This window comes from Pseudoalteromonas sp. HL-AS1 (assembly GCF_031198785.1).
Taxonomy (GTDB): Bacteria; Pseudomonadota; Gammaproteobacteria; order Enterobacterales; family Alteromonadaceae; genus Pseudoalteromonas; species Pseudoalteromonas distincta.
In genome coordinates, this window is sequence record NZ_CP133570.1 from 695,178 (window position 1) to 720,300 (window position 25,123).

26 protein-coding genes and 2 pseudogenes are annotated in these 25,123 nt (G+C 39.0%); 12 read left to right on the plus strand and 16 right to left on the minus strand.

Annotated elements, in window-relative coordinates:
• Positions 1 to 54: 54 nt before the first annotated feature.
• Positions 55 to 972 (minus strand): 4-hydroxy-tetrahydrodipicolinate synthase, encoded by a 918-nt coding sequence (gene dapA / locus RB214_RS19975; protein ID WP_294116502.1) that lies wholly within the window; start codon positions 970 to 972, stop codon positions 55 to 57.
• 170 nt (positions 973 to 1,142) lie between these two features.
• On the opposite strand from dapA, the gene RB214_RS19980 reads away from it, so the two are divergent.
• Both RB214_RS19980 and RB214_RS19985 read left to right on the plus strand, forming a co-directional pair.
• The gene (locus RB214_RS19980) at positions 1,143 to 1,796 is read left to right on the plus strand and encodes a DUF6058 family natural product biosynthesis protein (RefSeq protein ID WP_149603645.1); all 654 of its coding nucleotides are present in this window, start codon (positions 1,143 to 1,145) and stop codon (positions 1,794 to 1,796) included.
• A 96-nt stretch (positions 1,797 to 1,892) separates the two neighbouring features.
• Complete coding sequence (locus RB214_RS19985; protein WP_294116512.1) at positions 1,893 to 2,753, plus strand: delta-class carbonic anhydrase; 861 nt, start codon at positions 1,893 to 1,895, stop codon at positions 2,751 to 2,753.
• Positions 2,754 to 2,822: 69 nt separating this feature from the next.
• Here the strand turns inward: RB214_RS19985 and RB214_RS19990 are convergent, their stop codons facing one another.
• The 4 genes from RB214_RS19990 to RB214_RS20005 form a co-directional block, all read right to left on the minus strand.
• Entirely contained in the window at positions 2,823 to 4,304 is a 1,482-nt protein-coding gene (locus tag RB214_RS19990) for an IS66 family transposase (protein WP_309169230.1), read from the minus strand.
• An 80-nt stretch (positions 4,305 to 4,384) separates the two neighbouring features.
• Complete coding sequence (tnpB, locus tag RB214_RS19995) at positions 4,385 to 4,735, minus strand: IS66 family insertion sequence element accessory protein TnpB (RefSeq protein ID WP_010554756.1); 351 nt, start codon at positions 4,733 to 4,735, stop codon at positions 4,385 to 4,387.
• Positions 4,732 to 5,073, minus strand: coding sequence for a hypothetical protein (locus RB214_RS20000; RefSeq protein WP_008467385.1), 342 nt, complete (start codon positions 5,071 to 5,073; stop codon positions 4,732 to 4,734). The genes tnpB and RB214_RS20000 overlap by 4 nt, the downstream gene beginning before the upstream one ends.
• A gap of 119 nt (positions 5,074 to 5,192) precedes the next feature.
• A complete protein-coding gene (locus RB214_RS20005; RefSeq protein ID WP_294116514.1) occupies positions 5,193 to 5,894 on the minus strand; it encodes a 2-keto-4-pentenoate hydratase in 702 nt (233 codons plus the stop codon).
• A 48-nt stretch (positions 5,895 to 5,942) separates the two neighbouring features.
• On the opposite strand from RB214_RS20005, the pseudogene RB214_RS20010 reads away from it, so the two are divergent.
• From RB214_RS20010 to RB214_RS20020, 3 genes and pseudogenes are all read left to right on the plus strand, one after another.
• Positions 5,943 to 6,646: pseudogene (locus RB214_RS20010) on the plus strand (transposase); the annotation flags it as partial.
• Between the two features lie 663 nt (positions 6,647 to 7,309).
• Positions 7,310 to 8,833 (plus strand): group II intron reverse transcriptase/maturase, encoded by a 1,524-nt coding sequence (ltrA, locus tag RB214_RS20015; protein WP_008109360.1) that lies wholly within the window; start codon positions 7,310 to 7,312, stop codon positions 8,831 to 8,833.
• A gap of 80 nt (positions 8,834 to 8,913) precedes the next feature.
• Positions 8,914 to 9,399: pseudogene (locus RB214_RS20020) on the plus strand (IS3 family transposase); the annotation flags it as partial.
• A gap of 242 nt (positions 9,400 to 9,641) precedes the next feature.
• Here RB214_RS20020 and RB214_RS20025 read toward each other — a convergent pair.
• The 8 genes from RB214_RS20025 to RB214_RS20060 all read right to left on the minus strand — a co-directional run bounded on the left by RB214_RS20025 (position 9,642) and on the right by RB214_RS20060 (position 15,721).
• Entirely contained in the window at positions 9,642 to 10,046 is a 405-nt protein-coding gene (locus RB214_RS20025; protein WP_002958658.1) for a hypothetical protein, read from the minus strand.
• A 109-nt stretch (positions 10,047 to 10,155) separates the two neighbouring features.
• Positions 10,156 to 10,314 (minus strand): hypothetical protein, encoded by a 159-nt coding sequence (locus RB214_RS20030; RefSeq protein ID WP_010553058.1) that lies wholly within the window; start codon positions 10,312 to 10,314, stop codon positions 10,156 to 10,158.
• Between the two features lie 25 nt (positions 10,315 to 10,339).
• Complete coding sequence (locus tag RB214_RS20035; RefSeq protein ID WP_294116524.1) at positions 10,340 to 10,684, minus strand: hypothetical protein; 345 nt, start codon at positions 10,682 to 10,684, stop codon at positions 10,340 to 10,342.
• 221 nt (positions 10,685 to 10,905) lie between these two features.
• A complete protein-coding gene (locus RB214_RS20040; RefSeq protein ID WP_294116525.1) occupies positions 10,906 to 11,271 on the minus strand; it encodes a hypothetical protein in 366 nt (121 codons plus the stop codon).
• A 122-nt stretch (positions 11,272 to 11,393) separates the two neighbouring features.
• A complete protein-coding gene (locus tag RB214_RS20045; RefSeq protein WP_294116526.1) occupies positions 11,394 to 12,458 on the minus strand; it encodes a hypothetical protein in 1,065 nt (354 codons plus the stop codon).
• Positions 12,459 to 12,845: 387 nt separating this feature from the next.
• The gene (locus tag RB214_RS20050; RefSeq protein ID WP_007378673.1) at positions 12,846 to 13,133 is read right to left on the minus strand and encodes a putative quinol monooxygenase; all 288 of its coding nucleotides are present in this window, start codon (positions 13,131 to 13,133) and stop codon (positions 12,846 to 12,848) included.
• A gap of 82 nt (positions 13,134 to 13,215) precedes the next feature.
• A complete protein-coding gene (gene dkgB / locus RB214_RS20055) occupies positions 13,216 to 14,028 on the minus strand; it encodes a 2,5-didehydrogluconate reductase DkgB (protein ID WP_294116536.1) in 813 nt (270 codons plus the stop codon).
• A 520-nt stretch (positions 14,029 to 14,548) separates the two neighbouring features.
• The gene (locus tag RB214_RS20060; RefSeq protein WP_024593033.1) at positions 14,549 to 15,721 is read right to left on the minus strand and encodes an MFS transporter; all 1,173 of its coding nucleotides are present in this window, start codon (positions 15,719 to 15,721) and stop codon (positions 14,549 to 14,551) included.
• A gap of 116 nt (positions 15,722 to 15,837) precedes the next feature.
• On the opposite strand from RB214_RS20060, the gene RB214_RS20065 reads away from it, so the two are divergent.
• The 4 genes from RB214_RS20065 (at position 15,838) to RB214_RS20080 (ending at position 20,816) form a co-directional block, all read left to right on the plus strand.
• Positions 15,838 to 16,725, plus strand: coding sequence for a LysR family transcriptional regulator (locus RB214_RS20065; protein ID WP_039487554.1), 888 nt, complete (start codon positions 15,838 to 15,840; stop codon positions 16,723 to 16,725).
• Positions 16,726 to 16,832: 107 nt separating this feature from the next.
• Positions 16,833 to 17,873, plus strand: coding sequence for a metal-dependent hydrolase (locus RB214_RS20070; protein ID WP_294116926.1), 1,041 nt, complete (start codon positions 16,833 to 16,835; stop codon positions 17,871 to 17,873).
• A 188-nt stretch (positions 17,874 to 18,061) separates the two neighbouring features.
• Entirely contained in the window at positions 18,062 to 19,102 is a 1,041-nt protein-coding gene (locus RB214_RS20075) for an IS481 family transposase (RefSeq protein WP_138488686.1), read from the plus strand.
• Positions 19,103 to 19,307: 205 nt separating this feature from the next.
• Positions 19,308 to 20,816: an ISNCY family transposase gene (locus RB214_RS20080; RefSeq protein WP_008467871.1), complete on the plus strand. Its 1,509-nt coding sequence runs from the start codon at positions 19,308 to 19,310 to the stop codon at positions 20,814 to 20,816.
• Between the two features lie 108 nt (positions 20,817 to 20,924).
• On the opposite strand, the gene RB214_RS20085 is transcribed toward RB214_RS20080, so the two are convergent.
• The gene (locus RB214_RS20085; RefSeq protein ID WP_294116928.1) at positions 20,925 to 21,887 is read right to left on the minus strand and encodes a sensor domain-containing diguanylate cyclase; all 963 of its coding nucleotides are present in this window, start codon (positions 21,885 to 21,887) and stop codon (positions 20,925 to 20,927) included.
• 323 nt (positions 21,888 to 22,210) lie between these two features.
• Positions 22,211 to 22,480, minus strand: coding sequence for a hypothetical protein (locus tag RB214_RS20090; RefSeq protein WP_002958667.1), 270 nt, complete (start codon positions 22,478 to 22,480; stop codon positions 22,211 to 22,213).
• Positions 22,481 to 22,721: 241 nt separating this feature from the next.
• Here RB214_RS20090 and RB214_RS20095 point away from each other — a divergent pair, with 241 nt between their 5' ends.
• The 3 genes from RB214_RS20095 (at position 22,722) to RB214_RS20105 (ending at position 24,670) form a co-directional block, all read left to right on the plus strand.
• Entirely contained in the window at positions 22,722 to 22,988 is a 267-nt protein-coding gene (locus RB214_RS20095; protein WP_002958668.1) for a type B 50S ribosomal protein L31, read from the plus strand.
• On the plus strand, positions 22,985 to 23,119 hold the full coding sequence (gene ykgO, locus RB214_RS20100) for a type B 50S ribosomal protein L36 (RefSeq protein WP_002958669.1): 135 nt from the start codon (positions 22,985 to 22,987) through the stop codon (positions 23,117 to 23,119). The genes RB214_RS20095 and ykgO overlap by 4 nt, the downstream gene beginning before the upstream one ends.
• A gap of 282 nt (positions 23,120 to 23,401) precedes the next feature.
• Positions 23,402 to 24,670, plus strand: coding sequence for an IS110 family transposase (locus RB214_RS20105; protein WP_002963310.1), 1,269 nt, complete (start codon positions 23,402 to 23,404; stop codon positions 24,668 to 24,670).
• 36 nt (positions 24,671 to 24,706) lie between these two features.
• Here RB214_RS20105 and RB214_RS20110 read toward each other — a convergent pair whose 3' ends face one another.
• The gene (locus RB214_RS20110; protein ID WP_309169233.1) at positions 24,707 to 25,030 is read right to left on the minus strand and encodes a hypothetical protein; all 324 of its coding nucleotides are present in this window, start codon (positions 25,028 to 25,030) and stop codon (positions 24,707 to 24,709) included.
• Positions 25,031 to 25,123: the final 93 nt, after the last annotated feature.

The window sequence follows — 25,123 nt, forward strand, 5'->3', positions numbered from 1 at the left end:
AATCATTAATAAAAAGCACTGAACTAACACCCTGTTCAGCGCTTGCTCATATTGCTAAGAAAGTAGAGCTATATCGTCCTGCTTTATGCACTTAGCTTTACCGCCAACAACATCGTTGTTATTTAACTCATTAATTAAAACTTCGCCTTGAGCTTGTTGTTCATCACTAAGCGGTAAATACGGTAATCTAAATACTGGATTTACTGCACCTGTCATCATCATCGCAGTGTTAATAGCAATAGGGTTTGGCTCACAGAACAACCAGCTCATTAATGGTTGTAATGACGTATTTAACTCATCATTTTTAGTATCCATTAATTGGCGAAATAACCCAGGAATAAGGTTAGAAGTAACCGAAATAACACCGTGAGCTTTGTGTACATGACGAGCGTCGTGTGATTCATCGTCGTTACCAGACCAACACGCAATGCCTTGCTGCTCATACTGTGCAATACGCTCATTGCCGCCACATTCTTTAATACCAATTAGGTTCGAGTGCTGTGCTAATGGTTCAATAATATCAGGTGTTAGGTCTTGGCCTGTGCGACCGGCTACGTTGTAAATAAAGGCAGGTCCAATATCAAGTACGCGTTTAAAGTGCTCTTTAACACCCGCGATTGACGTACGTCCGTAATATGGGTTAATTTGCAGTGCTGCATCCATACCGCTGGCAAAGCCATATTTAGTTGCTTTAATCGCTTCACGGGTGTTGTTACTACCGGTATTACCAACAATAACCAGTTTGTCACCATACTTGTTTGCACTGTGCGCTATAAGCATTAAATGCTCTTCCCAGTTCATTAACTGGCCTTCGCCTGTTGTGCCACCAACTACAATGCCATCAACGCCCGCTGCAATTTGTATTTCAACGAGTTCATCGTACTTTGCGAGATCAATTTCACCGTTTGCTAAGTATGGCGTTTTAATAGCTGTAATAAGGCTTGCTTGTTTAATTTGGTTTAGGGTGCGCATAAAAATTCATTATTTATAAAACTTGCGCTATTTGTAACATACTTGCCGGTATTTTTGGAGGTATAAGCGCACATTTAATTATAAAATCGCTTGTGTTATTGAGTTTGGTAATACAAAATGAACAACTGTATATATAAACAGTATTTTATTTTAACGATACCAGAGGCTTTATGCGTTTATCTGACTACTTAGCAACTCATTTTTATAACACCGATGAACTGTGCCAAGCATTAAACATAGATGCAGATACACTTTTAGCTTGGCAAGAGCGAAGTGTGTTCCCCAAACCAAGTTACTGTATTAAAAGTCAACTTAGCTGCAGCTCATATTCGGGTTTGTATGAATGCGAAGAATATGACGACTATTATCCGCGCGGCTGCGTTAATTGGGGGCAAGGTCTTTTAAAACAAAAAATAGAATCATCAAGCCATGCTTTTAATTATTTTGCGCAGCAATATACTGCAAGCCTAACTAAACTCGCTCAGCAAGGATTTATGTTTAGCGAAGAGCTATTTGGCTGTGAAATAGACGAGCACTTACAGCAAGTTTGGCAACAGTTTTTATGCAGTAAATATGGCGTACTTACTCAAAATGGATTAATAGACGAAATAGTCTCGGTAGACATTGGCAGGCTATTAGTTGACGACATTACAGAACTGCGCAGTAAAGCGAGTTTAAACCAAGAAGAAAGAGCGCTACTACACCCCGCCATGAAGCTTTTAAACAAAGCGTTAGGGCATGGCGCCGATCATGAAAAACAACATACATTACGCACCCGCTATATAGATGCACTTATTTTAAAATACGATTTATCTATTAAATAGTTTTGCATTAGTTTAATTATTTTAGGATTATTTGACGAAAAACAAGATCTGTTAACTTAATTGTTACGCAAAATATAATTTAAAGGCACTGAGTCAATGACAATCAAAACACAAATAAGTGTAATTTCTGCTGTAATCACTATCCTATCTTTTAATACACTAGCTAAAGCTAACCACGAAATAGTAAATGACGACATAATAAAAATACAGCGTGCAGCGCTTGCTAAAAACACCGCTAATAAAGGTTTTGGGCCACAATCTCCACGCAATATTGATAATTATAAAGGCGAAAACACGGCAGTTTTCTCTCATGCCCCAACTTCATCAAATATGAACTTATGCAATATACACTTTCATAAAAATGCTGAACATGCCGGTGGCGAATTTAGCAAATATGCAGGAAATGGTAATGGAAAAGGTTTTCAAAGTGGCTACTTATATTCAGGCTCTTTAACTAAAGGTGAAAGTAAACCAGCAAAAATTGAAATTTGTCCAAGCGATCACGGCGTGCTATTAGTTGGCGATACCATTGAGGTGCATAACGTTCATACGTCAGCAATTGTAAAACCTGGCCCTACCTTGGGGAGTTGTTTAAGTGATTCGATTAAAAATCCGCAACTACGTGTTGAAGCTCAAGTATATGTATTAGTAAACGATGCTAACGCACTTGATTTTGCTCAAATAAGCGCCGTGTCATCTGTTAATGGTTACTATCAAGCTATTGCTACACCTACAAATACGGGTAAACCGGTTGTTTATAGCGGTTCAACTACTGGCCCGAGTTACAACGAAGCAGGCTCTCCTTTTCAAGTAACATGGTCAGTTAAACCAAAAGTGGCAAAGGTTGATATAAACAGTGTTGGTAAATGGTGTGAAAGTAACGCCTTTAATGAAGATCATGCCCACGGCGTACGAAATCTCGTAATAAATCCCGCACTACTCTCTAAAATCAAATAATTAAAATTTAGCCAAATAAAAACAACCCGCTAATTAGTGGGTTGTTTGTGAGCGTCTAGCGAACTACACCTATGTTTTAAAATTCCAGGGTAACAAGCTGTCGATATCGGGCTCAGGCTGGCACAGTTCATCAAGGCAAGCACAGATGTAATTAAATGGGATTAGACCATTTATCTTGGCGGTTTCCACAATGCTGTAAAGGGTGGCACTAGCATGGGCACCGTTAGCCGTTTGGCTAAATAACCAATTCTTTCGGCCTATCACAAACGGTTTTACCGCGCGTTCTGCTCTATTATTATCGATACTAAGTCGGCCATCATCAACATAGCGTATGAGCTTGTGCCATTGATTTGCCAGGTAATTAGCTGCCTCTATCAGTTTGCTGTTCCCCACTAAATTTGGCTGATCCTGCTCAAGCCATATTTTTAGCTTGCTAAGAATAGGCAGGCTAACCTCTTGTCTTGCCGTATATTTGTCATCCACACTTTTATCTTTGATGCGTGACTCAACGCCGTACAGTTTTTGGATAAGGCTCAATACCACATCCGCTTTGCCGGTTTTGTTTTTACCTTGTAGCTTTTTCGCGTCGATAAATTTACGACGAGCATGCGCCCAGCAGCCAATTAAGGTTGCCTCTGTTCTGGCATAGGCTTGATAGCCATCCACGTGCAAGTACCCTTGATATCCATCAAGATAATTGACCACGCAGGCGGCCGCGCGACTATTGTGGAAGTCGTAAAGTACGATATTAGGGATGGGATTATTCGGGTCTGGTGAATCTCGACCCGAGCAATACACCCACATGTAACTGTTTACTTTGTCCGATTTCACCACCTTTAATGGCGTTTCATCGGCAAACAGCGTGGGTTGCCTTAACAACTCGGCTTTAAGCCGTTCAACTAATGGCGCGAAGAGTGTGGCTGATTTGTCTATCCAGCTGCTCATGGTCTGTCGACTGAGTTCAATACCGTATTGCTTAAACATCGCTTCCTGGCGATACAGCGGTAACCCGTATTGGTATTTACTGGTGATAAGCTGACTGAGCAAACTGCTGGTTGCAATGCCTTTGTTGATGGGCATGGCAGGCATTGAGGCTTGTTTAATCTGTGTCTGAGTTAAGGATTTATCACAGTGACGGCAGGCGTATTTAGGCCTAATATGCTCAATCACTTTGATTTTAGCGGGTATGAACTCAAGCTTTTCTGACTTATCTTCACCCATTTTATGTAGCTCACCGCCACAGCAATCACAGGTTTTGTCGATGATGTCGTGAATAACCTGCTCACGAGGTAAGTCTTTTGGCAGTGGCTTACGCACCGGCTTTTTACGGGTATAGCTAATGGATTGTTGCTCTGCCTCAACTTCCTCAACAATTTCTTCCACTTCATTGAATAACTCGCCTTGCCCGGCAAAGCCTTCAGCACTTTTGCCGAATTGTTTTTGTTGGGCCAAGCTCCAGCGCTCTTCCAATGCCGCAATCTGGGCATCCTTCTGCGCTAACAGTTTTTCAAGTTCAGCAATGCGCTGTTTAAGGGCGAGTTCATTTTTCATGACGCCTATTTTAAGGCATCATCAAAGGCTTTGCAGTGCTAACTGAACTCACTTTGATGATCATCAATCGATCGCAAATATTAAAGCATTTGCTTACCTGCGACATCAATTTTACTGTGTCCAATCACATCATAACCCGATAATAACCAGTGTAATTGCTGCTCGCTTAAGGTCATGGTGGGTGACATGAGTTTGGGCCATTTGAACTTATGCTTATCTAATCGCTTATACCACAGTGCAAAACCGGTGTTATCCCAGTAAAGCAGTTTGAGTTTGTCACGGCCTTTATTACAAAACACAAATAGCGCACCACTGAGCACGGGTAGTTCAAGCTCTGCTTCCACCAACGCCGCCAGACCATTAATTGATTTTCGAAAATCAACGGCATCGGCACATAAATAGACGGTGGGTACATCAACGAACATCCTCATACCGTTAGCCCTTTAATAATGGCAACGATATCGGCCGTCGCTAAATCGATAGGAAACGTGAGTTGGCCGGTTAGCGTATCAAACTGCAGCGTATTTTGACGAGTTTGCGCGCAGACTTCAGTAGTTTGTTTTACCTGGACAAAACGTGATGATGTAAGGCACTGCGTGTGCACTGGCAAGGTGGAATTAGGCTGGTCTTTTGCCAGTAAAGCACGTTGTTTATAATAAGTCGTAATAGCGACATTATGGTGTTGGCAGAATTCAATATTAGTACCACTAAACGTACTGCGTTTCAGCAAAAGCTGCTGCCACTGTGCGCTTGTTCTGTAAGTTTTCATCACCTGCTCCGAATTTATCATTGAGCAGGTATTTTTAGATAATCAGAACATCGATGCTAGGTGTGGTTCGCTAGACGCTTACGGTTGTTTTATTATGACCGTTAAAATGAGTATTACGCTTAATGGGATAAAAATGTCACATTAAATGTATTTAAATCTTCATATGTAATACATGTTTGCTCATTAGTATTAAGCTCAACCACGCCACAGTAAGAACCTGTTATAAACACTTGCCCTGCTTTTAAGTTAATTCCCTTTGCTGATAAGTAATTAACCGCCCAATAAAGTGGAAGCTGCGCAAGTTCTGCAGGGTGCACACCTACCAAGTTTAACTCCAGCTCAGTTTGCTTAACGTTGATATTTACAGTACTTGCGTTATACGCTTTGGCTTTATCTATTTGCGGGCCTAAATACACGCCTTGATTAGATAGGCCATCGGCCAGCTTTTCAATGTGAGTGCTTGGAGTGTCTTCATCAAACCTTTTTTGAATAAGCTCAAGTGCTAAATGGGCGCTGGCAAATGCAGTATCTACGTCTTTATTTGTATAGGTTTTATTACTTGGTAAATCGCTTTGCAAAATAAATGCAATTTCTGGTTCAATAAGCGCTTTATTGTTTGTTATATACAGTGGGCAATTTTCAGCTTGTTTTATAGGTGCATGTAAAAGAGGCGCTAATATAATTGAGCCATTATCTAAAGGCAGCATACACTTCCAGCCATATACCGTTTGATCATTTAAGTAAATCATCAACTTTTGTACTTCTATTGCATCGTCAGTCGAGTCTAGTATTGTAGTGGCATAGTTAATTTGGCCACCCATTAAGAAAGAAATGTTATGCTAATAAGCATACAAATTTGGGTGAAAAAAATGACGAAATTAAAACGGGCAACGTATTCTACTGCAATCAAATTAGAAACAGCTCAGCTTGTAATTGATCAAGGCTATACGCAAGAAGATGCAGCTAAAGCTATGGGGGTTGGTAAATCAACTGTAAGTAAGTGGGTAACTCAATTAAAGCAAGAACGGAATGGCCAGTCCCCATTGGCTTCACCAATGACGCCTGAACAAATTGAAATCCGCGAACTTAAAAAGCAAATCCAACGCATTGAATTAGAAAAGGATATATTAAAAAAGGCTACCGGTCTCTTGATGTCCGACTCCCTGAGCAATTCTCGTTAATTGAGAAATTAAATCAACGAGAGCGTTACCCAATCAGCGTGTTGTGTAGCGTATTCAATGTGCATCGCAGCAGCTATAAATATTGGGCCATACGGGATACAACATCGACACCAGAGCAAGTAAGGTTAGAAGCGGAAGTTAAAGTTATACATGCAATGAGTGGCGGTTCGGCTGGGGCACGGACAATCGCAGCAATTGCAACGAATAACGGTTTTGAATTAAGCCGTTATCGCGCCGCTAAGCTGATGGTTAAACTAAAACTAGAGAGCTGCCAAGTACCACAACATCAATATAAACGCGGTGGTAATGAGCACCTTGAAATCCCGAATTTTCTAGATAGGCAGTTTGATGTTGTTGAGCCGGATACGGTGTGGTGCGGTGATGTGACGTATAGTGTGCCCGGAGTTCAGCACTAGCAAGGAATGCTTTAATGAACCACGAGTCTATCTGAAATACATGAGCAATACGGTAGGAGCCAAATTGTTTATGGCACTATCTGGTTGTGCAGATAGTTGAGTCTGAGCGGCAGTGACTTATCGTATGCTGATAAGGTGATGGAACTCGCTGACAACGGGGAGTGAGGCGAATTCGTTACGCCAAGATGCTCTTCTAGACTAAGTATTGGACGGATGAAGTACATGAACCGATTAACCCGCATCTATGGGCTGAAACGTCGCCATTGCCTACACGAATTAACAGGCAATATGATGCTGCAATAATACTAAATGTATGAGTATTATTGCCGACTTGATAAATCACACGTAGGTATTTATCAATGGATAAACGCTAAATCACAATTCAGCGTTTAAGTATTATCACCTTACAGCACGATAAGGTTAAAGACTGCGATCGGCATCCACCCCAATATGTTCGAGTTCAGATAGGTAAACCGGGGAAGGTTTGTTTGAATGCTAAGGGAGCACGACCCCGATGACAAACAAGCTGGCGGAGCGTTCGTAGTAGTCTGAGATGGGGAAAGCCCATTACATGGCGAAGGGGCGCAGTTTAATTGATTTGCGCAAGCAAATTACCTGACCTTAATGAGGTGAAGACCTGTGATAATCAGCGAACTGCAACGTAAATTAGCAACATGGACAGCAACAGATAAAGCGCGTCGCGTTAATCGATTACTGCGCCTTATCAGTCACCCACAATGGCTTTGCCAAGCGGCTGAAGTAACGCTTTCTTCAAAAGGTGCCAAAACACCTGGCGTTGATGGAATAACTAAAATTCACTTACAGGATAAGCTGACTGATTACTTAGATGGGATCAGAAATGATTTACTCTCGGGTAATTATCAACCAATGCCTGCCAGACGAATTTATATTCCTAAAGCGAATGGAAAGCAACGCCCTTTAGGCATACCCACCTTAAGAGACAGAATAGTGCAACGTGCCATGCTCATGGCAATGGAGCCGATATGGGAAAATGATTTTCATTCACTATCCTATGGTTTTAGACCTGAACGCAGTGTCCATCACGCCATTAGAACTGTTAAGTTACAAATGACAGGCTCAAGTGAACCACGTGGGCGCTGGGTAATTGAAGGGGATTTATCAAGTTATTTTGATACAGTCCACCATCAATTACTGATGACATGTGTGCGTAAGCGTATCAATTGTCGACGATTTAATGAATTGCTCTGGCGGTTCATCAAAGCAGGACATATTGAACGTAATCTATTCTGTGCAACAAGCGAAGGCGTACCACAAGGTGGTGTCATTTCTCCATTATTGTCAAATATCATGCTCAACGAATTTGATCAGTATTTGGATAAATGCTACTTGAGCAAGAAAGCACGTAAAGATCGCTGGTACTGGAATCGTACAATCCAAGATAAGCGTACCATTGCACTAGAGGAAAATAGACAATGGAAACCTGGGGTTGCTTATTGTCGTTATGCCGATGACTTTCTTGTGATTGTCAAAGGTAACAAACAACAAGCAGAAGCCATTCGTGATCAGTGTCGAAATTTTCTTGAAGGTAAACTTAAACTCACACTTAACATGGAGAAAACCCATATTACGCATGTGAATGATGGATTTATCTTCCTTGGTCATAGGATCATAAGGAAACGTGGTCCTAAAGGGAATATGCGTGTGGTGTCTGGTATTCCACATGGTAAGGCTAAAGCATTTTCTCATTCCTTGAGCCAAGCTTTATCCAGTGATCACAGTTGTAGCAAGATAGACAAAGTTGAACAACTCAGCCGCAAGCTTAAAGGCTGGGCGCAATTTTATCGTCATACTGATTATACCGCTAAAGTTTACAGTAAAATTGATCGTATAGTTTTCTGGAAATTAGCAAAATGGCTAGCGCGGAAATATCGTTGCTCCGTTAAGTCATTAATGATGAAGTGGATAAAACGACCGACGCCAAATCAGGCCAAGACTTGGGTATTATTTGGTAAAAGCAATCGAGGTAATTTATGTAGCGCTTCACTATATCGACTGGTGAGCAGTCCTAAGTTGCCCTTCCGTTGGCGATTACCTGAATCAAACCCTTATCTTAGAGATGAAATGAGAAATACTGTCACATCTCGCTACAGCGATGTTGTAATGGCTGTAAGCCACAATTAAGCGGAGAGCTGTATGCGCTGAAAGGTGCACGTACGGTTCGGAGAGGAGAGGCAGAAAAATAGTTCGACTACGTTCTGCCTCTTACTCTACTTTGGATAGGTAATCGCTGGGCTTATTTAGCGGTCGTTGTTGATTTATTTGCACGCAAAGTCGTTGGTTGGGCAATGTCATTGTCGCCAGATACTAACTTAACGCTAAAAGCGCTTGAACTCGCGTATGAAAGCAGAGGAAAACCGACAGGACTGATGTTTCACTCAGACCAAGGAAGCCACTATACAAGCTTGAAGTATCGCCAACGTTTATGGCGCTATAAAATCACACAAAGCATGAGTCGGCGCGGAAATTGTTGGGATAATGCGCCAATGGAACGATTTTTTAGAAGCTTTAAAACGGAGTGGATGCCAAAAGTTGGATATGAAAACTTTGAAGAAGCTAAATATAGTGTGAGTGATTATATCAACGGATATTACAACAATGTTAGACCACATCATTATAATGCAGGTTTAGCACCAAATGAATCTGAGGTTAGATACCAAGATTCTAAAACTGTGGCCAAAATTAGTTGACCACTACATACTAACTCTTTAGGAAAGTTTGAACGTGCTGGATTTTCTTCTCTTTGTGCTAATAAGTGAGTAGCAATTAGTTTTAGCTGTATTGAGTTGTTCACATAAATCTCTTTAAAATACGTTACTGGTTAAGCAGTAAATAGGAAGGATTACATTATTAATGTATTAGCTTAAGCATTAGAACATCATGTTAAATGCCTATAATTAAAATTGTATTTAAAACAAAGCGTGGTAATTATTTAAGTATCAATAGATTTAAGCGAACGTAAAAACAGCCCTAAGCCACCAAACGCTAAAATTATAATAACAATCAAATCAAACGACGTCATAGTTCGCATACTAAATCGCACACTCGATATAACGCCAAATATGAGTGCGGTTAACGAACCTAGAGATAGCACCCAGCCTAAAATATTTTTAGAATTGTAAAAAATCAGACCCACACCAAAAATAAATGGGATCATAACCATGCCGCCTGTAACGCCAAAGCCACCTAAAGCATTAACACTATAAATGCGAGAACTTAGTCCAAAATTAGAGGTCACCGAAATTGCGTTTAGCAGCATATAAAAGCCACCGCACATCATAATCAAACCAATAAAAAAATGCCCAATACCACCAGAGCTTCCACCCGCACCTTTCATTATTAATTATTCCTTTTATATTTTTAACTTAATCGTTTTAAATGGTAATTACTCGACTATTCACATTGACCGCAATCAACATAATCAATCAGTGCACACGCGAAAGCACTTATCGCGTAATTACATGCCAAATAACATAAAACCAAGATAAAAAACCATGCAAAATTGCCCATAACACAGACTCGTTAGCACTCCATGAAATAGCAATTGCTAGAGCTGTACCAAAAGAGACTCCATATTTTACTATCTCATTTCTTGAGTTTTTCATTAATTATATTCCTAATTTTAACTTGTTAGCTGCTTGATTTGCTTACTAAAACTGAAAGCTCTTTACCATCAATATTGATACTTGCTTCTTTGCCTAGTTCAACAACTAAAGAGGGAGCCATGTGTTTTCCACCTAGCTTCAGGTCAGTTGCTAAACTAACAGTAGAATCATCAATTGGCGCTACTGTAAGAGCAAAGCTATACGAATTATCAACTGAAACTGATGCCTCTTCATTTGAATTTACAACTAAAGTAGGCGAGCCAATTAGGTTTTTATTATCATAAAATTTGGCATTCACTACAAAACTACCATTAGCTTGTGCAAATGAGACAAAGCCTAGCAACGCTACTAGTCCGATTAATTTTTTCATTATTATCTCCATATAAATTGATACAGCTAAAGGCTATTAAAGCTTTATTAGCTGTGATTTTTCAGCTAGCAATTTACCAACTAATGATTAAAAAACTTATGTTTTAGCTCTGATAAAATGACTAACACTCCAAAATAGGTGGCTAAAATGTGAGTCTAAGTGCGACGGAGTAAAATGCTAAGAGCTTTACTTTTAGTCCTTGTAGATTATGTATGGATAATTTACCAACTTAGTGATTCTTTACTCGCTTTAAGATTTTCTTGATACATCATAAAAATATTTGTATAGCTACACATATCAAGACCACTACTACAATAATCTTTAATTACACGATCCATTATTTCTCTATTATTTACTTGAGATGCATTTTTAAAGGCTTTTAAGTTTTCACTTTCCATCATTCTCAGCATCATTGGTTGGCACATATCTAACCCACTGTCACAATAATCATATTTAACACGATTTTTGATAATCTCAATAACTCTATTTTGCTGAGCTTTAGAATTATCAAAGTCCATCGGATGTATAAAATCAGCCAAGAGATTAAAAGAAATGAACAAAAAAAATAAAGATAATAACTTTGTCACCGTAATCTCCATATTATAAAAATAACCTAACGCTACATTAATAATGACTAGCATTTAGGTTGTAATGCGGCGTAAAGAAAGAGCTTATAAAATATTTTCATTTAAATGCATTATTAGTAATGCTATTTCATTTTTATAACAAAATCCAAAAAACGTCCCAGTTCAGTTTCCTCCATAAAACCATCCTTATCTTGGTACCAATGAAATTCACTATTATTAAAAATCCAGCCTATTTCATCTGCAAGTTGCACTTTATAAGGTTCTAAATTGACATCAAAGACAGATTTAATTTGGGTGCAAATTGAAGATTCATGATCAATCTGCATTAGAAAAGCTTTTATATCCACATCTAAGAGCAAATCAAGATTCTGTAGAGCTAAAAATAATAACTTTCTTGGAATCGCTGACTCAAAATCGAAGTCGAAAAGAAAAGTATTTTTCTCTTCGACTGTATTATGTTTTATGAGCCTTTCAAAACTTCCCTTTTCATTTCCATCTTTGTCACCTTGCATATAGCAGGTGTAACCATCCTCTACATACTTATCTAGACGCATCTGAATCCGCCTAGGATGTGCGTTACCATTTCCACCATAAACTTCAGTACGAAGATCTGTAAACCAGCTATTGTGTGATTCTCGCAATTTATCTATAAAAGCTTTTTCTGACTGTCCCTCAACCAAGAGTATTGGCTTACGACTATATAGGTTTGGTATATAAGATAAATCTTGTGCCGCATATGTCAGCTTTTCTCTCAAGTGAACTATATTGCCGAGAAAAGCTTTACCATATGTACCTAAATTTTTAAGCCACTCATCATCTATAGTCCAACCGATTTGCTGCTCTGATATCATGGTGTATTCTGAAAGATAAAATGTAGCTGATAACAACCTCTCTTGGACATGATTTTCGGCTTCGAGATACTCATCAAATGTAAGTGCTACGAAATTTTTTATAAACTCAGATTTAACACCACATTGTATTTCTAATTTCTTCCACTCCCATTTATGATGAGGTATGGCAAATTTACAAGTATTTCCCCTTGGGCAATGGTGACATTCCACGTAGCTAACCCAGTATTCGATTAAGTGTTCACTAAGAGATTGCTCATTAAAGTCTCCATCGATAACTCCATTTTTATCACCGTATATATCCCTAAAAGGTACAGATTCGAAATGTACAATTGCCATGAATTACCTTGCGTTACTAACAGATTATTCAAAACCATTTTGTTTTTTATAACAAACCAAAATGACTTATATTACATGTTTCTATATTTACACCAGAGAACTTTAATGTAAACAATAAATTAAATAAGCTATTTATTAGAGTCTGTTTTGCACGTAAAAATAGTGCAGAGTAATTTTACGTGCTACTTAGGGTATAACTGAGCTAATCAGTTGATTTAAATAACGTCGAGATTTAATTGATATTTTGGAGAAAGTTAGGATTAAAGCGATTGGGGACTTAATAAAAAGGTGATGTAAGTTAACAGCACCTATTTGAGTATTTACTTTATTACATGTAATTTAGCTAAGTATTTTAATACATACCATAATAAGCACTATAAAAATAATTTAACCAATTGATTTATATACATCGATACTACTATTGGTTAAAAGCCCAGTAACTTGCATACCAAACGCTTTAAAGTGTGGCTCGTTTTTATGCGCTTCAAAGTGTTCGTCAGACGCCCACTGTTCGCTAACAACGTAATCGGTATGTTCATCATCACTTTTTACCGATAGTTCATAACGTAAGCACCCTACTTCTTGGCGCGATGACTTTTGTAAGTTTTCAAGTGCTGTAAGCATCACATCTGCATCAATATTTTTGCACGACAGTGCAGCTATAACCGTTAACATGTGTATTCCTTTTTAAAAGTTAAGGTGTAGATAATCTACACCTTAAAATATTTAGTTTAACTTTGCGTTTGAGGTAAGTTTACTAATCCCACTGCGGCGCAAAGTCTGGTGTTGCTTGGCGGTCGCCACAATCTAGGCCATCAATGCGGGCTATGTCTTCATCATCTAATTTAACGTGGTCGTTAAAGTTATCTTCTAAATTTTTGCGCTTAGTTGATGATGGAATTGTCGTCATACCGCTGGCGTTAACCCATGCTAAAACAACTTGTGCTGGACTTGCATCGTGCTTTTTAGCAATGTCGATAATGGTTTGATCTTTAAGTACTTTGCCTACTACAAATGGCATGTACGCCGTTACGTGTATATCGTGCTGAGCACAAAACGCACGCAATCTAGTATTAGTTAAATATGGGTGAACCTCAACCTGATTGGTAAATATTTCACGCGAGTCGAGTGTTTGCATTGCTTCATTTAAGTTTGCAATGGTGAAGTTTGATACACCAATGTGCTTAGTCAAACCAAGCTGCTTCGCTTTTAGTAATTCAGTGAGGTATTCACTCATTGGCTCGTCGTTAGCAGGCGATGGCCAATGAATTAGCAGTAAGTCGACCGAATCAACCTGTAGCTTTTCAAGTGACTTTTTAACGCTTGGGATAAAGTCGCTTTTATTTAATTTGTTATTCCACACTTTGGTAGTTAAGAATATTTCACTGCGCGGAATATTACTATCTTTTATGGCTTGGCCTACTTGCTCTTCGTTGCCATAAATTTGTGCAGTATCAATATGGCGAAACCCAACTTCGAGCGCCATTTTTACTGAGTTATAGGCAGTGTCGCCCTCCAAACGGAATGTTCCCATACCTAGTTCTGGCATTTCTATTACACGTTTTGTCATGGTTTATCCTTATAAAATAATCGGTTTTGAAATACAAACTTCACTAGGGCGTGTTGTTCTTTGTGGATTGAAATTTGTTCAATCTAGGGGCGATTTAATCGCGGCGCGAGGTTTGTAACCTAGTGGGCTCGGTAACTGCTCCTGCGTTACCCTACTGGCTTACATCCATGTAAGAATAAGTAAAAACCGAGCAAAGCTTCCGCGTCCTGCTCACGCCCCTTACCTACATCCATGTAGGCAACAAAGAGTTAATCGCTCCTAGAAAGAACCCAACGGGCAGTGTATGTTTGGTTTTTATGCTGCGTTATCGCCTATTTATGGGGAACAACCACACTACATAGGCTCTGCCTTGCCTAAAAACCAAACTTACTACTGCAAATTCAACAACCAAAGAGCAACACGCCCTATAGTTTTACGAAATACACCTTTTACTTCTTATTAAGACTGTCACTTAAAATTCTATGACCTCATAACAGGTATGAGGTCATTAATTTTAGTTTCAAGGTTAACAGAAGATACTTTATGCTTGCTGAATTTCACGTTTATCAAGCATACCGCTGTAGCGTGTAACACCAAGTGCTAAAACAGAGATAACGGCGCCTATCCATGCTGTATCTTGCAGGGTCATGTTCTCTACTACGCTACCGCCAATAATTGAGCCAAGTGCAATACCAATATTAAATGCGGCTATGTTCAAACCTGATGCAACATCTACCGCATTTGGCGTGTGCTTTTGTGCTTGCTTTACTACATAAAGTTGCAAGCCTGGCACATTACCAAAAGCAAATGCGCCCCAGACTAAAATAGTAAGTACAGCAGCAATTTTTGATTCCATCGTAAAGGTAAATATCAGTAAAATAATACTCAAAGCGCTGAATATAATGCTCAGGGCACTAATTGGGCCGCGTTTGTCGGCCAACTTTCCACCCCAAATATTACCTATCGCTACCGATACGCCGTAAACAAGCATTATTAAGGCAATAGCCGAAGGCGCAAAACCTGTTTGTTGCTCTAAAATAGGTGCTAAATAAGTAAACGCTGTAAACGTGCCGCCGTAGCCCAGTATCGTCATTAAATATACGAGTAATAAACGCGGTTTTACGATTACTTGTAGTTGTTCTTTAAACGTGGCTGGTATTGATTGTTTTAAGTTTTTTGGCACTAAAATAGAGCTGCCGATTAATGCAATTAAACCTAATACCGACACAACTAAAAACGTTGCACGCCAACCAAAGTGTTGTCCAATCCATGTACCTAGTGGCACACCAGTTACGAGTGCTACAGTAAGCCCGGTAAACATAATGGCTATTGCACTGGCTTCTTTGTCTTTGCTTACTAGGCTAGTGGCAATCATCGATCCGATTGAAAAAAACACACCGTGGGCAAGCCCCGTTAAAATGCGCGCAAGTATTAATGTTTCGTAACTTGGCGCTTGCCATGCAAGTAAGTTACCTAAAACAAATAAGCCCATTAAGCTTATTAGTACCACTTTACGATTCCAGCGACCCGTTAAAGCCGTTAGCACCGGCGCACCGATGGCAACGCCAACCGCATATAAACTTACAAGCAAACCTGCTGAAGGTAGGCTTACGCCTAAGTCGTTTGCAATGGTGGGTACTAATCCCACTATTACAAACTCAGTTGTTCCTATTGCAAATGCGCTTAAGGTAAGCGCCCACAAAGCCAATGGCATAGTTATATCCTCATTAATATTTGAAGAATGTAGTTTGGCTAAAATATCGTTTGCAAAAAATAGCATTAGTGACAAAATACTTTTGTTAATAATGCAAAGATGGTGTTGGTATATTTATGGCTGTTCATTCAAAAACTGAAGATTTAGAAACGTTTATAACGGTAGTAGATTGCGGAAGCTTTTCGGGGGCGGCTAATTTGCTCGATCAACAGGTGGCTAAAGTGTCGCGAGCTGTATCACGCCTTGAAAATACACTGCAATGCACTTTGCTAAACAGAACAACACGCCGATTAGAGCTTACCGAAGAAGGCCATACTTTTATAAAATATGCGCGCGAAGGGTTAAATACGCTTTATACCGGTGAAGAAGCCATAAAGCTTTTAAAACAAGCGCCAAGTGGCAAGCTGCGAATAGATGCGGCAAGCCCTTTTGTATTGCACCAACTTACGCCTTTAATTGGCGAATTTGCCAAGCAATACCCCCACATAACGCTTGATATAACCTCACACGACAGCATTATTGATTTACTTGAACATAAAACCGATTTAGCCATACGTATTGGTGATTTAAAAGACTCAAATTTACATGTTCGTAAACTTGGCAGCAGCCAGTTACGTATTGTAGCCAGCCCAGAATATATAAAAAACAACGCAGCAATTACACAAATAGATGACTTACAAAATCACAAGATAATTGGTTTTAGTGACTTCCCTAAATTAAACAATTGGCCGTTAGTAAAGCCCGCTTTATTTACGTTTTCGCTTAGCGCAAGCAGCGGCGAAACAGTGCGCCAACTATGTATTGCAAACCAAGGTGTGGCGCTACTTTCTCACTTTATGATTGGCAATGACCTAAAAACAGGTAAATTAGTTGAAGTGTTACCCAGTGCAGTTAGCTCACCTAATAACCGAGAGGTTGTACAAGCCGTGTATTATAAAAATAGTGCTGTATCGTCTCGCATTACAGCATTTTTAGATTTTATAAAACCTAGGCTTAGTTTATAAATTTTAGGCATTGATGTGCTTATCAAATATTCCACATTATTTTTTGACGCTTTTTAATAATCAAAAAGTATAAATAATAAAAGTAGTAATTAAAGGTATTAATCAAAATGGATTCTTTAACGCAGATAGTATTAGGCAGTGCTGTAGGTTATGCGGTATTAGGCAATAAAATAGGTCGAAAAGCCGTTTTATGGGGAGCAATTTTAGGCACACTCCCTGATTTAGATGTATTTTTGCCATATGGTGGCTCTGTAGAAGCATTTACTTATCACCGTAGCTTTAGTCATTCGTTATTAATACATTTATTAATTAGCCCTCTCATTGTATGGCTAATATTAAAAATACACGCGGGAATGCAAATTTATAAAGTACGCTGGTTTTGGCTAGTATTTTTAAGTTTATCTACACATGCCATATTAGACAGCCTAACGGTATACGGTACACAACTACTCTGGCCTTTTACTGAGTACCCCTTTGCGGTTTCTAGTGTGTTTATTATTGACCCCGCTTACACGCTTCCTTTATTAATTGGCGTAATATGTACGCTAATACCCAAAATACAAGCAGCAACGGCTTATCGTATAAATTCAGCGGCCTTAGTTTTAAGTAGTCTATATTTATTTTGTGCTTTAATTTTAAAAGTAAGTATTGATGACAAGGTGAAAACAGCACTCAACAACAGGCAAATACCAGTAAATGCGTATATTAGTACGCCTGCACCGATAACCACTTTGCTGTGGCGTATTGTTGTGATGTCTGACGGACAATACTACGAAGGTTATGCATCAGTATTTGACGCGCCCAGCGATGTTACATTAACGCCTTATCAAACAACGCCTTCATTGTTAAATAATATTAGCGATGAATGGGCTATAAAACGCTTGCAGTGGTTTACTAAAGGGTTTTATTCGGTGCGCCAACAGCAAAGCAGTATTGTACTTTCTGATTTACGTATGGGCATGGAATGCAACTATGTGTTTAATTTTGTAGTGGGTCAAAAAAATGATTCAGAGGTGAGCATTGGTAACTTTGAAAAAATAAGTCAAAGACCAAACTTAAACAATCTTCATAAAATATGGGACAGGATTTGGCAACCAAATGTGTCTTTAGCATCACCCGCTGCAAAAAATGACTGCAATAGCCAATAACTACCTATTATAAGATTCGTACTAGCATGAGGAAGTTAAGTGAAGTTCAAGCAGCAATTAAACTAAATAGATCACTAAAGTGTATTAGTTCAGACAAGATCTGACACATCAACTTGAAAAAGTGAGAGTTACCCGTTTTGATAAAAGGTGTCGAATCTTTAAATCAAAACATATAAGAGGTAACTCTCATGCTACATACTAACAATCCAATTATTAAACACAAAGCGGGTTTACTTAATCTTGCAGAAGAACTTGGCAACGTATCAAGAGCCTGCAAAGTGATGGGCGTATCCCGTGATACATTTTATCGATATCAAGAACTCGTCGAAGACGGTGGACTTGATGCGTTAATTGATAAAAGTCGTAGAGCGCCAAACTTAAAAAATAGAGTTGATGAAGCAACTGAACAAGCCGTCATTAAATACGCTGTCGATTATCCAGCTCATGGCCAACACAGAACGAGTAATGAACTCAGAAAACAAGGCGTATTCGTTTCTGGCAGCGGTGTTCGTTCAATATGGCTACGTCATGACCTAGAGAACTTCAAAAAGCGTCTCAAGGCACTAGAAAATAAAGTTGCTAACGAAGGTATCATTCTCACCGACGCTCAAGTAGCTGCGCTTGAAAAGAAAAAACATGATGACGAAGCGTGTGGTGAAATTGAAACGGCTCACCCAGGTTATCTAGGCTCTCAAGATACATTTTACGTGGGTAATCTCAAAGGCGTTGGGCGTATCTACCAACAAACCTTCGTTGATACATACAGCAAAGTAGCGTTCGCTAAGCTCTACACCACGAAAACGCCAATTACTGCGGCTGACATACTCAACGACAAAGTACTGCCGTACTTCGAACAGTACGAGCTTCCCATGCTACGTATTCTAACCGATAGAGGCACTGAATATTGTGGCAAAGTCGAACATCATGATTACCAGTTATATCTGGCTATTAATGATATCGATCATACAAAAACCAAAGCTATGTCACCGCAAACAAATGGTATCTGCGAACGCTTCCACAAAACGATACTCAATGAATTCTATCAAGTTACATTCCGTAAAAAGCTATATAGCTCATTAGCGGAATTGCAAAAGGATCTGGACGAATGGATGATTTATTACAATAATGACCGAACTCATCAAGGAAAAATATGCTGTGGCAGAACGCCATTAGAAACTTTATTAGATGGAAAATTGATCTGGGCTGAGAAAAATTTAGCTCAAATCTAGACTGACAGTCACCGATTAAAAAACGGGTAACTGTCAGATCAAGTCTGAGCTAGTACAACTAAAGTTGTTAACACCAAGCGACTTTGTCGTATCTTAATTACCAAGCAATTCTGTCGTAATTGCTAATTACCAAGGGAAACTGTCGGTCTCTTTTTTACATGTTTGTTAGTGTTCTTGTTTTTGAATACTAGAAGGCATGTTGAGGATGATTGTGATGGATTCTAAAGCTCAACTAACCGTTGATATAATTGCCAAAGTGGTTGAAGGCAGAATAACAATTGCCAATGCTGCTAAGTTACTCAGTAAGTCTAGACGTTCAATAGAACGCTATGTGAAGAGATATCAGAAAGTCGGTATTCAGTTTGTTGTGCATGGTAACAGTGGCAAAGCCCCACCCAACAAAACGCCGGTATCAATAAAAAAAGCGGTTCAAAAATTGATTCAGGAAAAATATTACGATTTGAATCTGTTGCACTTGGCTGAACAATTAGCTACGAATGAGAACATTGTTATTAAGCGTGAAACCCTTCGCGGTTGGGCACATGATATTCATCACGTTAAACGAGCCAAACGAAGACGTAGCAATGTTCGAAAACGCAGAGAGCGTATGGCAGCGCCGGGCTTAATGATGCAGATGGATGGTAGTCCCCATCGTTGGTTTGGCGATAAGAAGCATTGTTTGATTGCGATGATTGATGATGCCACCAGTGAAGTACATGCAGAGTTCTTCCCATCTGAAACCACCGCTGGTTGTATGAAAGTCATGCGAGATTGCATCGAAACTAAGGGCGTGTTTAAAACGCTGTACGTGGATAGAGCGGGTATCTTCGGCGGCCCTAAGCGTTGCAACTTCTCACAAATGCAGCGTGCATGTGAAGAATTGGGTATTGAGATTATCTTCGCCAATTCGCCTCAAGGTAAAGGCCGTGTTGAACGTGCCTTTGATACATTTCAAGACCGTCTTGTACCTGAGCTAAGGCTTAACAATATTAAAGATATAGCCAGTGCTAATGCATACCTGAAACATGTATTCATCCCACAATTCTGGCAGTCTAGAATTCAAGTGAAATCAAAGCAAGCGCCTGAATTTACACCATTATCGAAACACACCAACCTTGATGATATCTGCGTCATTAAAGACCATCGTAAGATCCGCAATGACCACACCTTCAGCTACGGTAACAAGTTCTATTTGATTGATTCACCGCTAAAACATTCCATAGCTAATCAGAAAATTGAGATCCGAAACACCAGCAAGAAAGGCTTCACCGCACACTTCGCAGGGCGGCAACTCAAGGTATCTGAAGTAAATGAGCCAAGTAAGCTTGAATCAGAAGACTTAGCAGTACAAAAGAAACTAGAGGTGTTGGCATTAATCGAAAAGCTTGGAAGTATCAGTGCAGCTTCACGACAAAGTGGCGTCTCACGAGACACTATTCACCGACACTTAAGACTGGTTAAGCAAGGCGGTCCTGATGCCTTAAAACGCCAAGAAACTCCCGATATAAGACATAAAAACTGTGTAGATAAAGCCATCGAAGATGCAGTCGTAAAATTCTCCGTTGAGCATCCCCACCTTGGTCAACAGAAAGTGGCCATCAAGCTGACTGAAGCCCTCGGTATTGATATTAGCGCAGGCGGTGTGCGTAGCATGTGGTTAAGAAACAATTTGAATACCACTGCACTGAGAGTTGCAAGGTCGCAAGCGTTGTAAGAATAGGCATAAATCATAGCCAGTTTAACAACTGGCTGATATGCTATTTACGACAAAGTCGCTCGGTAATTAGACCGACACAATCCCTTGGTAATCACACTAGTACAACTAAAGTGATTGCTGCTTTTTTTGCTGATACATTGCAACATCAGCATCTTGAATCATATCCTCAACCGATTTACCTGTATCGTATTTAAAGTGTGTTACCCCTACACTGTAATCGATTTTATAAGGCCTATTTAAGGTATTATTGGCATGCGCAATTGCATCCGCAAACCTTTGTAAAACAAACTCAGCTTTTGTTTCATCTAAATCACTTAGCATTACTACAAACTCATCTCCGCCAAGTCTGCCTATTACTTCACAATCACAAAATGAACTAAGCATAATTTGCGCAAATTTATTCAATACAAAATCGCCTTCGTGGTGTCCATAAACATCATTAATTTGTTTAAACTTATTAAGATCAAACAAGATAAACGACATTGATACTTTGTTTCGCCTACATATATTTAGCGTATGCTCAGCAAGGCTCAAAAAGCCACGCCGGTTAGAGATTCTTGTTAACTCGTCAATTGTGGCTAGTTGAATTGATTGAATCTCTTGCTCAACCAACGTGCCTAAATCTTTTAGTAATTTTTTTTCTTCATCATTAAGGTGTCTAGGTTTATTATCGGCAAGGCATAAAGTGCCTATAATAACCCCTTGCCTTAATTTTAAAGGAAAGCCAGCATAAAAGCGTACTTTAGGATCGCCTGTAACAAAAGGGTTATCAAAAAACCTTTTATCTTGGACTGTATCTGGGATTATTAAGAGCTCGTCTTGATTTATGGTATGGCCACAAAATGAGGTTTCGCGAGGAAGCTCAGGCGCATCAAGCCCCTGCCTAGATTTAAACCATTGGCGGTCTTCGTCAATTAAAGTAACCAATGAAATAGAAACATTAAACATACGCTTGGCAATACGAGTAACACGATCAAAGCGCTCTTCATGCGACGTATCTAGAATTTTTAATGTTTTTAACGCATGTAATCGCTCTGCTTCGTTACTTGGGATCTCAGGTTTAATCATTAAAGCTCAATTAATTTTAAGTGTTTTATGAATTACGAAATGGGAGCGAATATTTTCGAGTATATAACCCATAAACTTATTTAAATTATAAACAGTCTGTCTATTAAAACTAGGACATTACCTTAAAATAGCAATAAATACTTATGAATATCAGTAAGTCGTACCTAAATAAAGATAAGATTAAATCCGCAAAAAATTATGATGAAAACAGGTGGGAGTAGTGGTTGATACAACATTACTACTTTCTAGTTAAAAAGTAGTAGTGGCTATTTAGTTTTATTTAAATAACCACTGGATTTGGCATACTTACAAAAATAAACACTTTAATTTTGGTGCTCATATTGTCCACGGTAAACTTCAAATACTTTTAAAACAGTATGTTGCTCTTTAGTTAGGTTATCAAACCAAGTATCAAACAGCTCATCATCTTCTTGCTCACTAAGTGCCATATACCTTGCTAGTAACTCTACAATATCATTGTGGTTGCAGGTTAACGGATTTACTTGTTGCGCCAAGGTACTGTGGTCGCGCTCTCTTAGGGTTTCCATCACCCCTTGGTCAATTTGTTCTTGTTCTTGTGTTGCGTCACTCATACATAACCTCTGTAATAACTTTATAACCGTATTTGTTAACGTTTTAACTCTTAAATATAGTTATAACAGCCTAAACGCCAATAGCCAGCATTTTTAATTCAAGTGCTTATTTTTTGATTTGTTTGCACAAATAGCCAGCAATTACGCCCCTTTTGGGGAGCATTTAAATAATTTGCAATGAGAGAATAAATACGTTAAATTAAAATGATACATTATCACATATCACTTATTGAGGCGTATTATGAAACCAAATATTCATCCTGATTACCAAGTGGTTGCTTTTCACGATACTGCTGCCGATTCTTACTTTATTATTGGCTCAACCATTAAAACAAGCCGCACAGTAGAAATAGACGGTAATACTTATCCATATGTACCTATTGACGTATCAAGTGACTCACATCCATTTTATACAGGCAAGCAAAAAACTGTTGCTACAGATGGCCGTGTTGCGCAGTTTAACCGTCGTTTTAAAAATTTATCGACTGTTAAAAAGGAAAAGATATGAAAGTATTAAGTTCTCTAAAAAGTGCGAAGCAACGCCCGGGGTGTCAAATTGTAAAACGCAAAGGTCGTGTATTTGTAATTTGTAAAAACAACCCACGCTTTAAAGCAGTACAAGGAATGAAAAAGAAATAAGTTAAGCCGTGGGGCACTATACATAATTAGGTAGCTTATAGTTACTCCGTTCCATTAATTAATGTATTTACCTATCTCATTAATACATGGAATATGCTTCTGTTGATTACGAATATTTGAGCGGAAACAATTAATGTTTGTAACAAGACTTTCGGATCAACAGGAGTAATTTGTTTCAATACGCATACTCAGGGATTGTCGTAATGCCGACTATCTATAAGACCTGCGAGAAACACTATTAGCCTCTATCTATTCTTTCACTTTACCTCTAGGAGGCCCAAAATGGAAGCCTTTAACGTCTCAGATTTTGCTGCCCTTATCGGGATCGATTGGGCCGACCGTAAACACGATATTTGTGAAATAAATCGCGACACAAATACACAACTTTTAAGTGTGATTTCCTCTGAACCTAAGTCAATCAATGCATGGGCGCTTGAGTTAAAACAACGCTACAACGGCAGACCTGTTGCTGTCGCGTGTGAGCTAAAAAAAGGCCCACTTATATATGCACTCAGTAAATTTAAGCACATTGTATTATTTGTGATTAACCCATCAAGTGTTGCTAAATACCGTGCAGCATTTACGCACAGCGGGGCTAAAGATGATCCTACTGATGCGATTATTCAAGTTGAAATTTTACAACTTCATATGGATAAATTAACGGTTATTAGACCTGACTCAGAAGACGTTAGGTGTCTTGCGCAGCTTGTCGAATATCGCCGTAAATTAGTACAAGATCGTGTTAATTTAACCAATAAAATAGCTACAACGCTAAAAAATTATTATCCCCACGTGATTGATTGGTTTAAAGAAAAAGACACTCAAATATTCTGTGACTTTTTACTGCGTTGGCCCTCTCTTACTCACGCTAAAAAAGCGAGAAAACAAACACTACTCGACTTCTTTAATCAACATAATTCCCGCTACCCACTCGTTAATGAAAAGCGGATAAAAGAAATAAAGGATGCTGAAATTCTCACCGATGATATGGCGGTGATCACGCCAAACTTATTGCTTATTGAATGCCTCGTTCCGCAACTTAAACAGCTGATGTTGGCAATAACACGATTTGATGACGAAATTAAAACACTTTATAAGCAACATGCAGATCGCGCTATTTTTGATAGTTTACCAGGTGCAGGCCCACAATTAGCACCTCGACTATTAGCCGCTATGGGGTCAAATCGTGAGCGCTATAAGTGCGCCGCTGACATACAAAAATACGCAGGCATTGCTCCAGTAACCGAACGCAGTGGCAAGAAAGAATGGATACACTGGCGGTACTCATGCACTAAGTTTTTAAGGCAAACGTTTGTGGAATGGGCTGGATTATCTGTGCGTTATTCATTTTGGGCTAAAGCATATTATCGGCAGCAAGAAGCCAAAGGAAAACCTCATAATACCATCATCAGATCATTGGCATTTAAGTGGATACGAATCCTATTTAGGTGCTGGAAAACACATACGCCCTACGATGAATCAACTTACTTAACCGCATTGAAAAGTAAGGGATCACCGCTGTTAAAATTTGCGGTGGAAAGTGAGCTTTAGCGCTTGCTGTCCACCTCAGGGCGTGTTGTTATATTTTCAATCCACTGAAATTGTTAAGGTTACTGAAATCCCGCAACTCTCACCATAGCCAAAATTTAAATAATAAATCTCATTTTCACTCGATTTAGCTGTAAACCAAACCTTGGTATCACCTTCATCTTCAAAAGACTTTAAAGTAGCAAAGAAACTTGGATTTTCTAAGCTACCTTTAAAAATAGCCACATTATCAAATTCTTTACTTTTGATTTCTTTTGGTATCGTAACAATGATGCTGTATGAGCCTTGGTCTAGATTTTTATTCACCTCAAAAAGGTTTGAGTATTCTAAATTCCAATCGCTCATTTGTTTTTCTGAAATCATACAAGTTGTTGCATGAGAGAAAAAACAAAAGAAATACAGTATAAAAGCTAAACGCATACTCGAAACTTTCCTGAAAATATAACGCTTCATTAA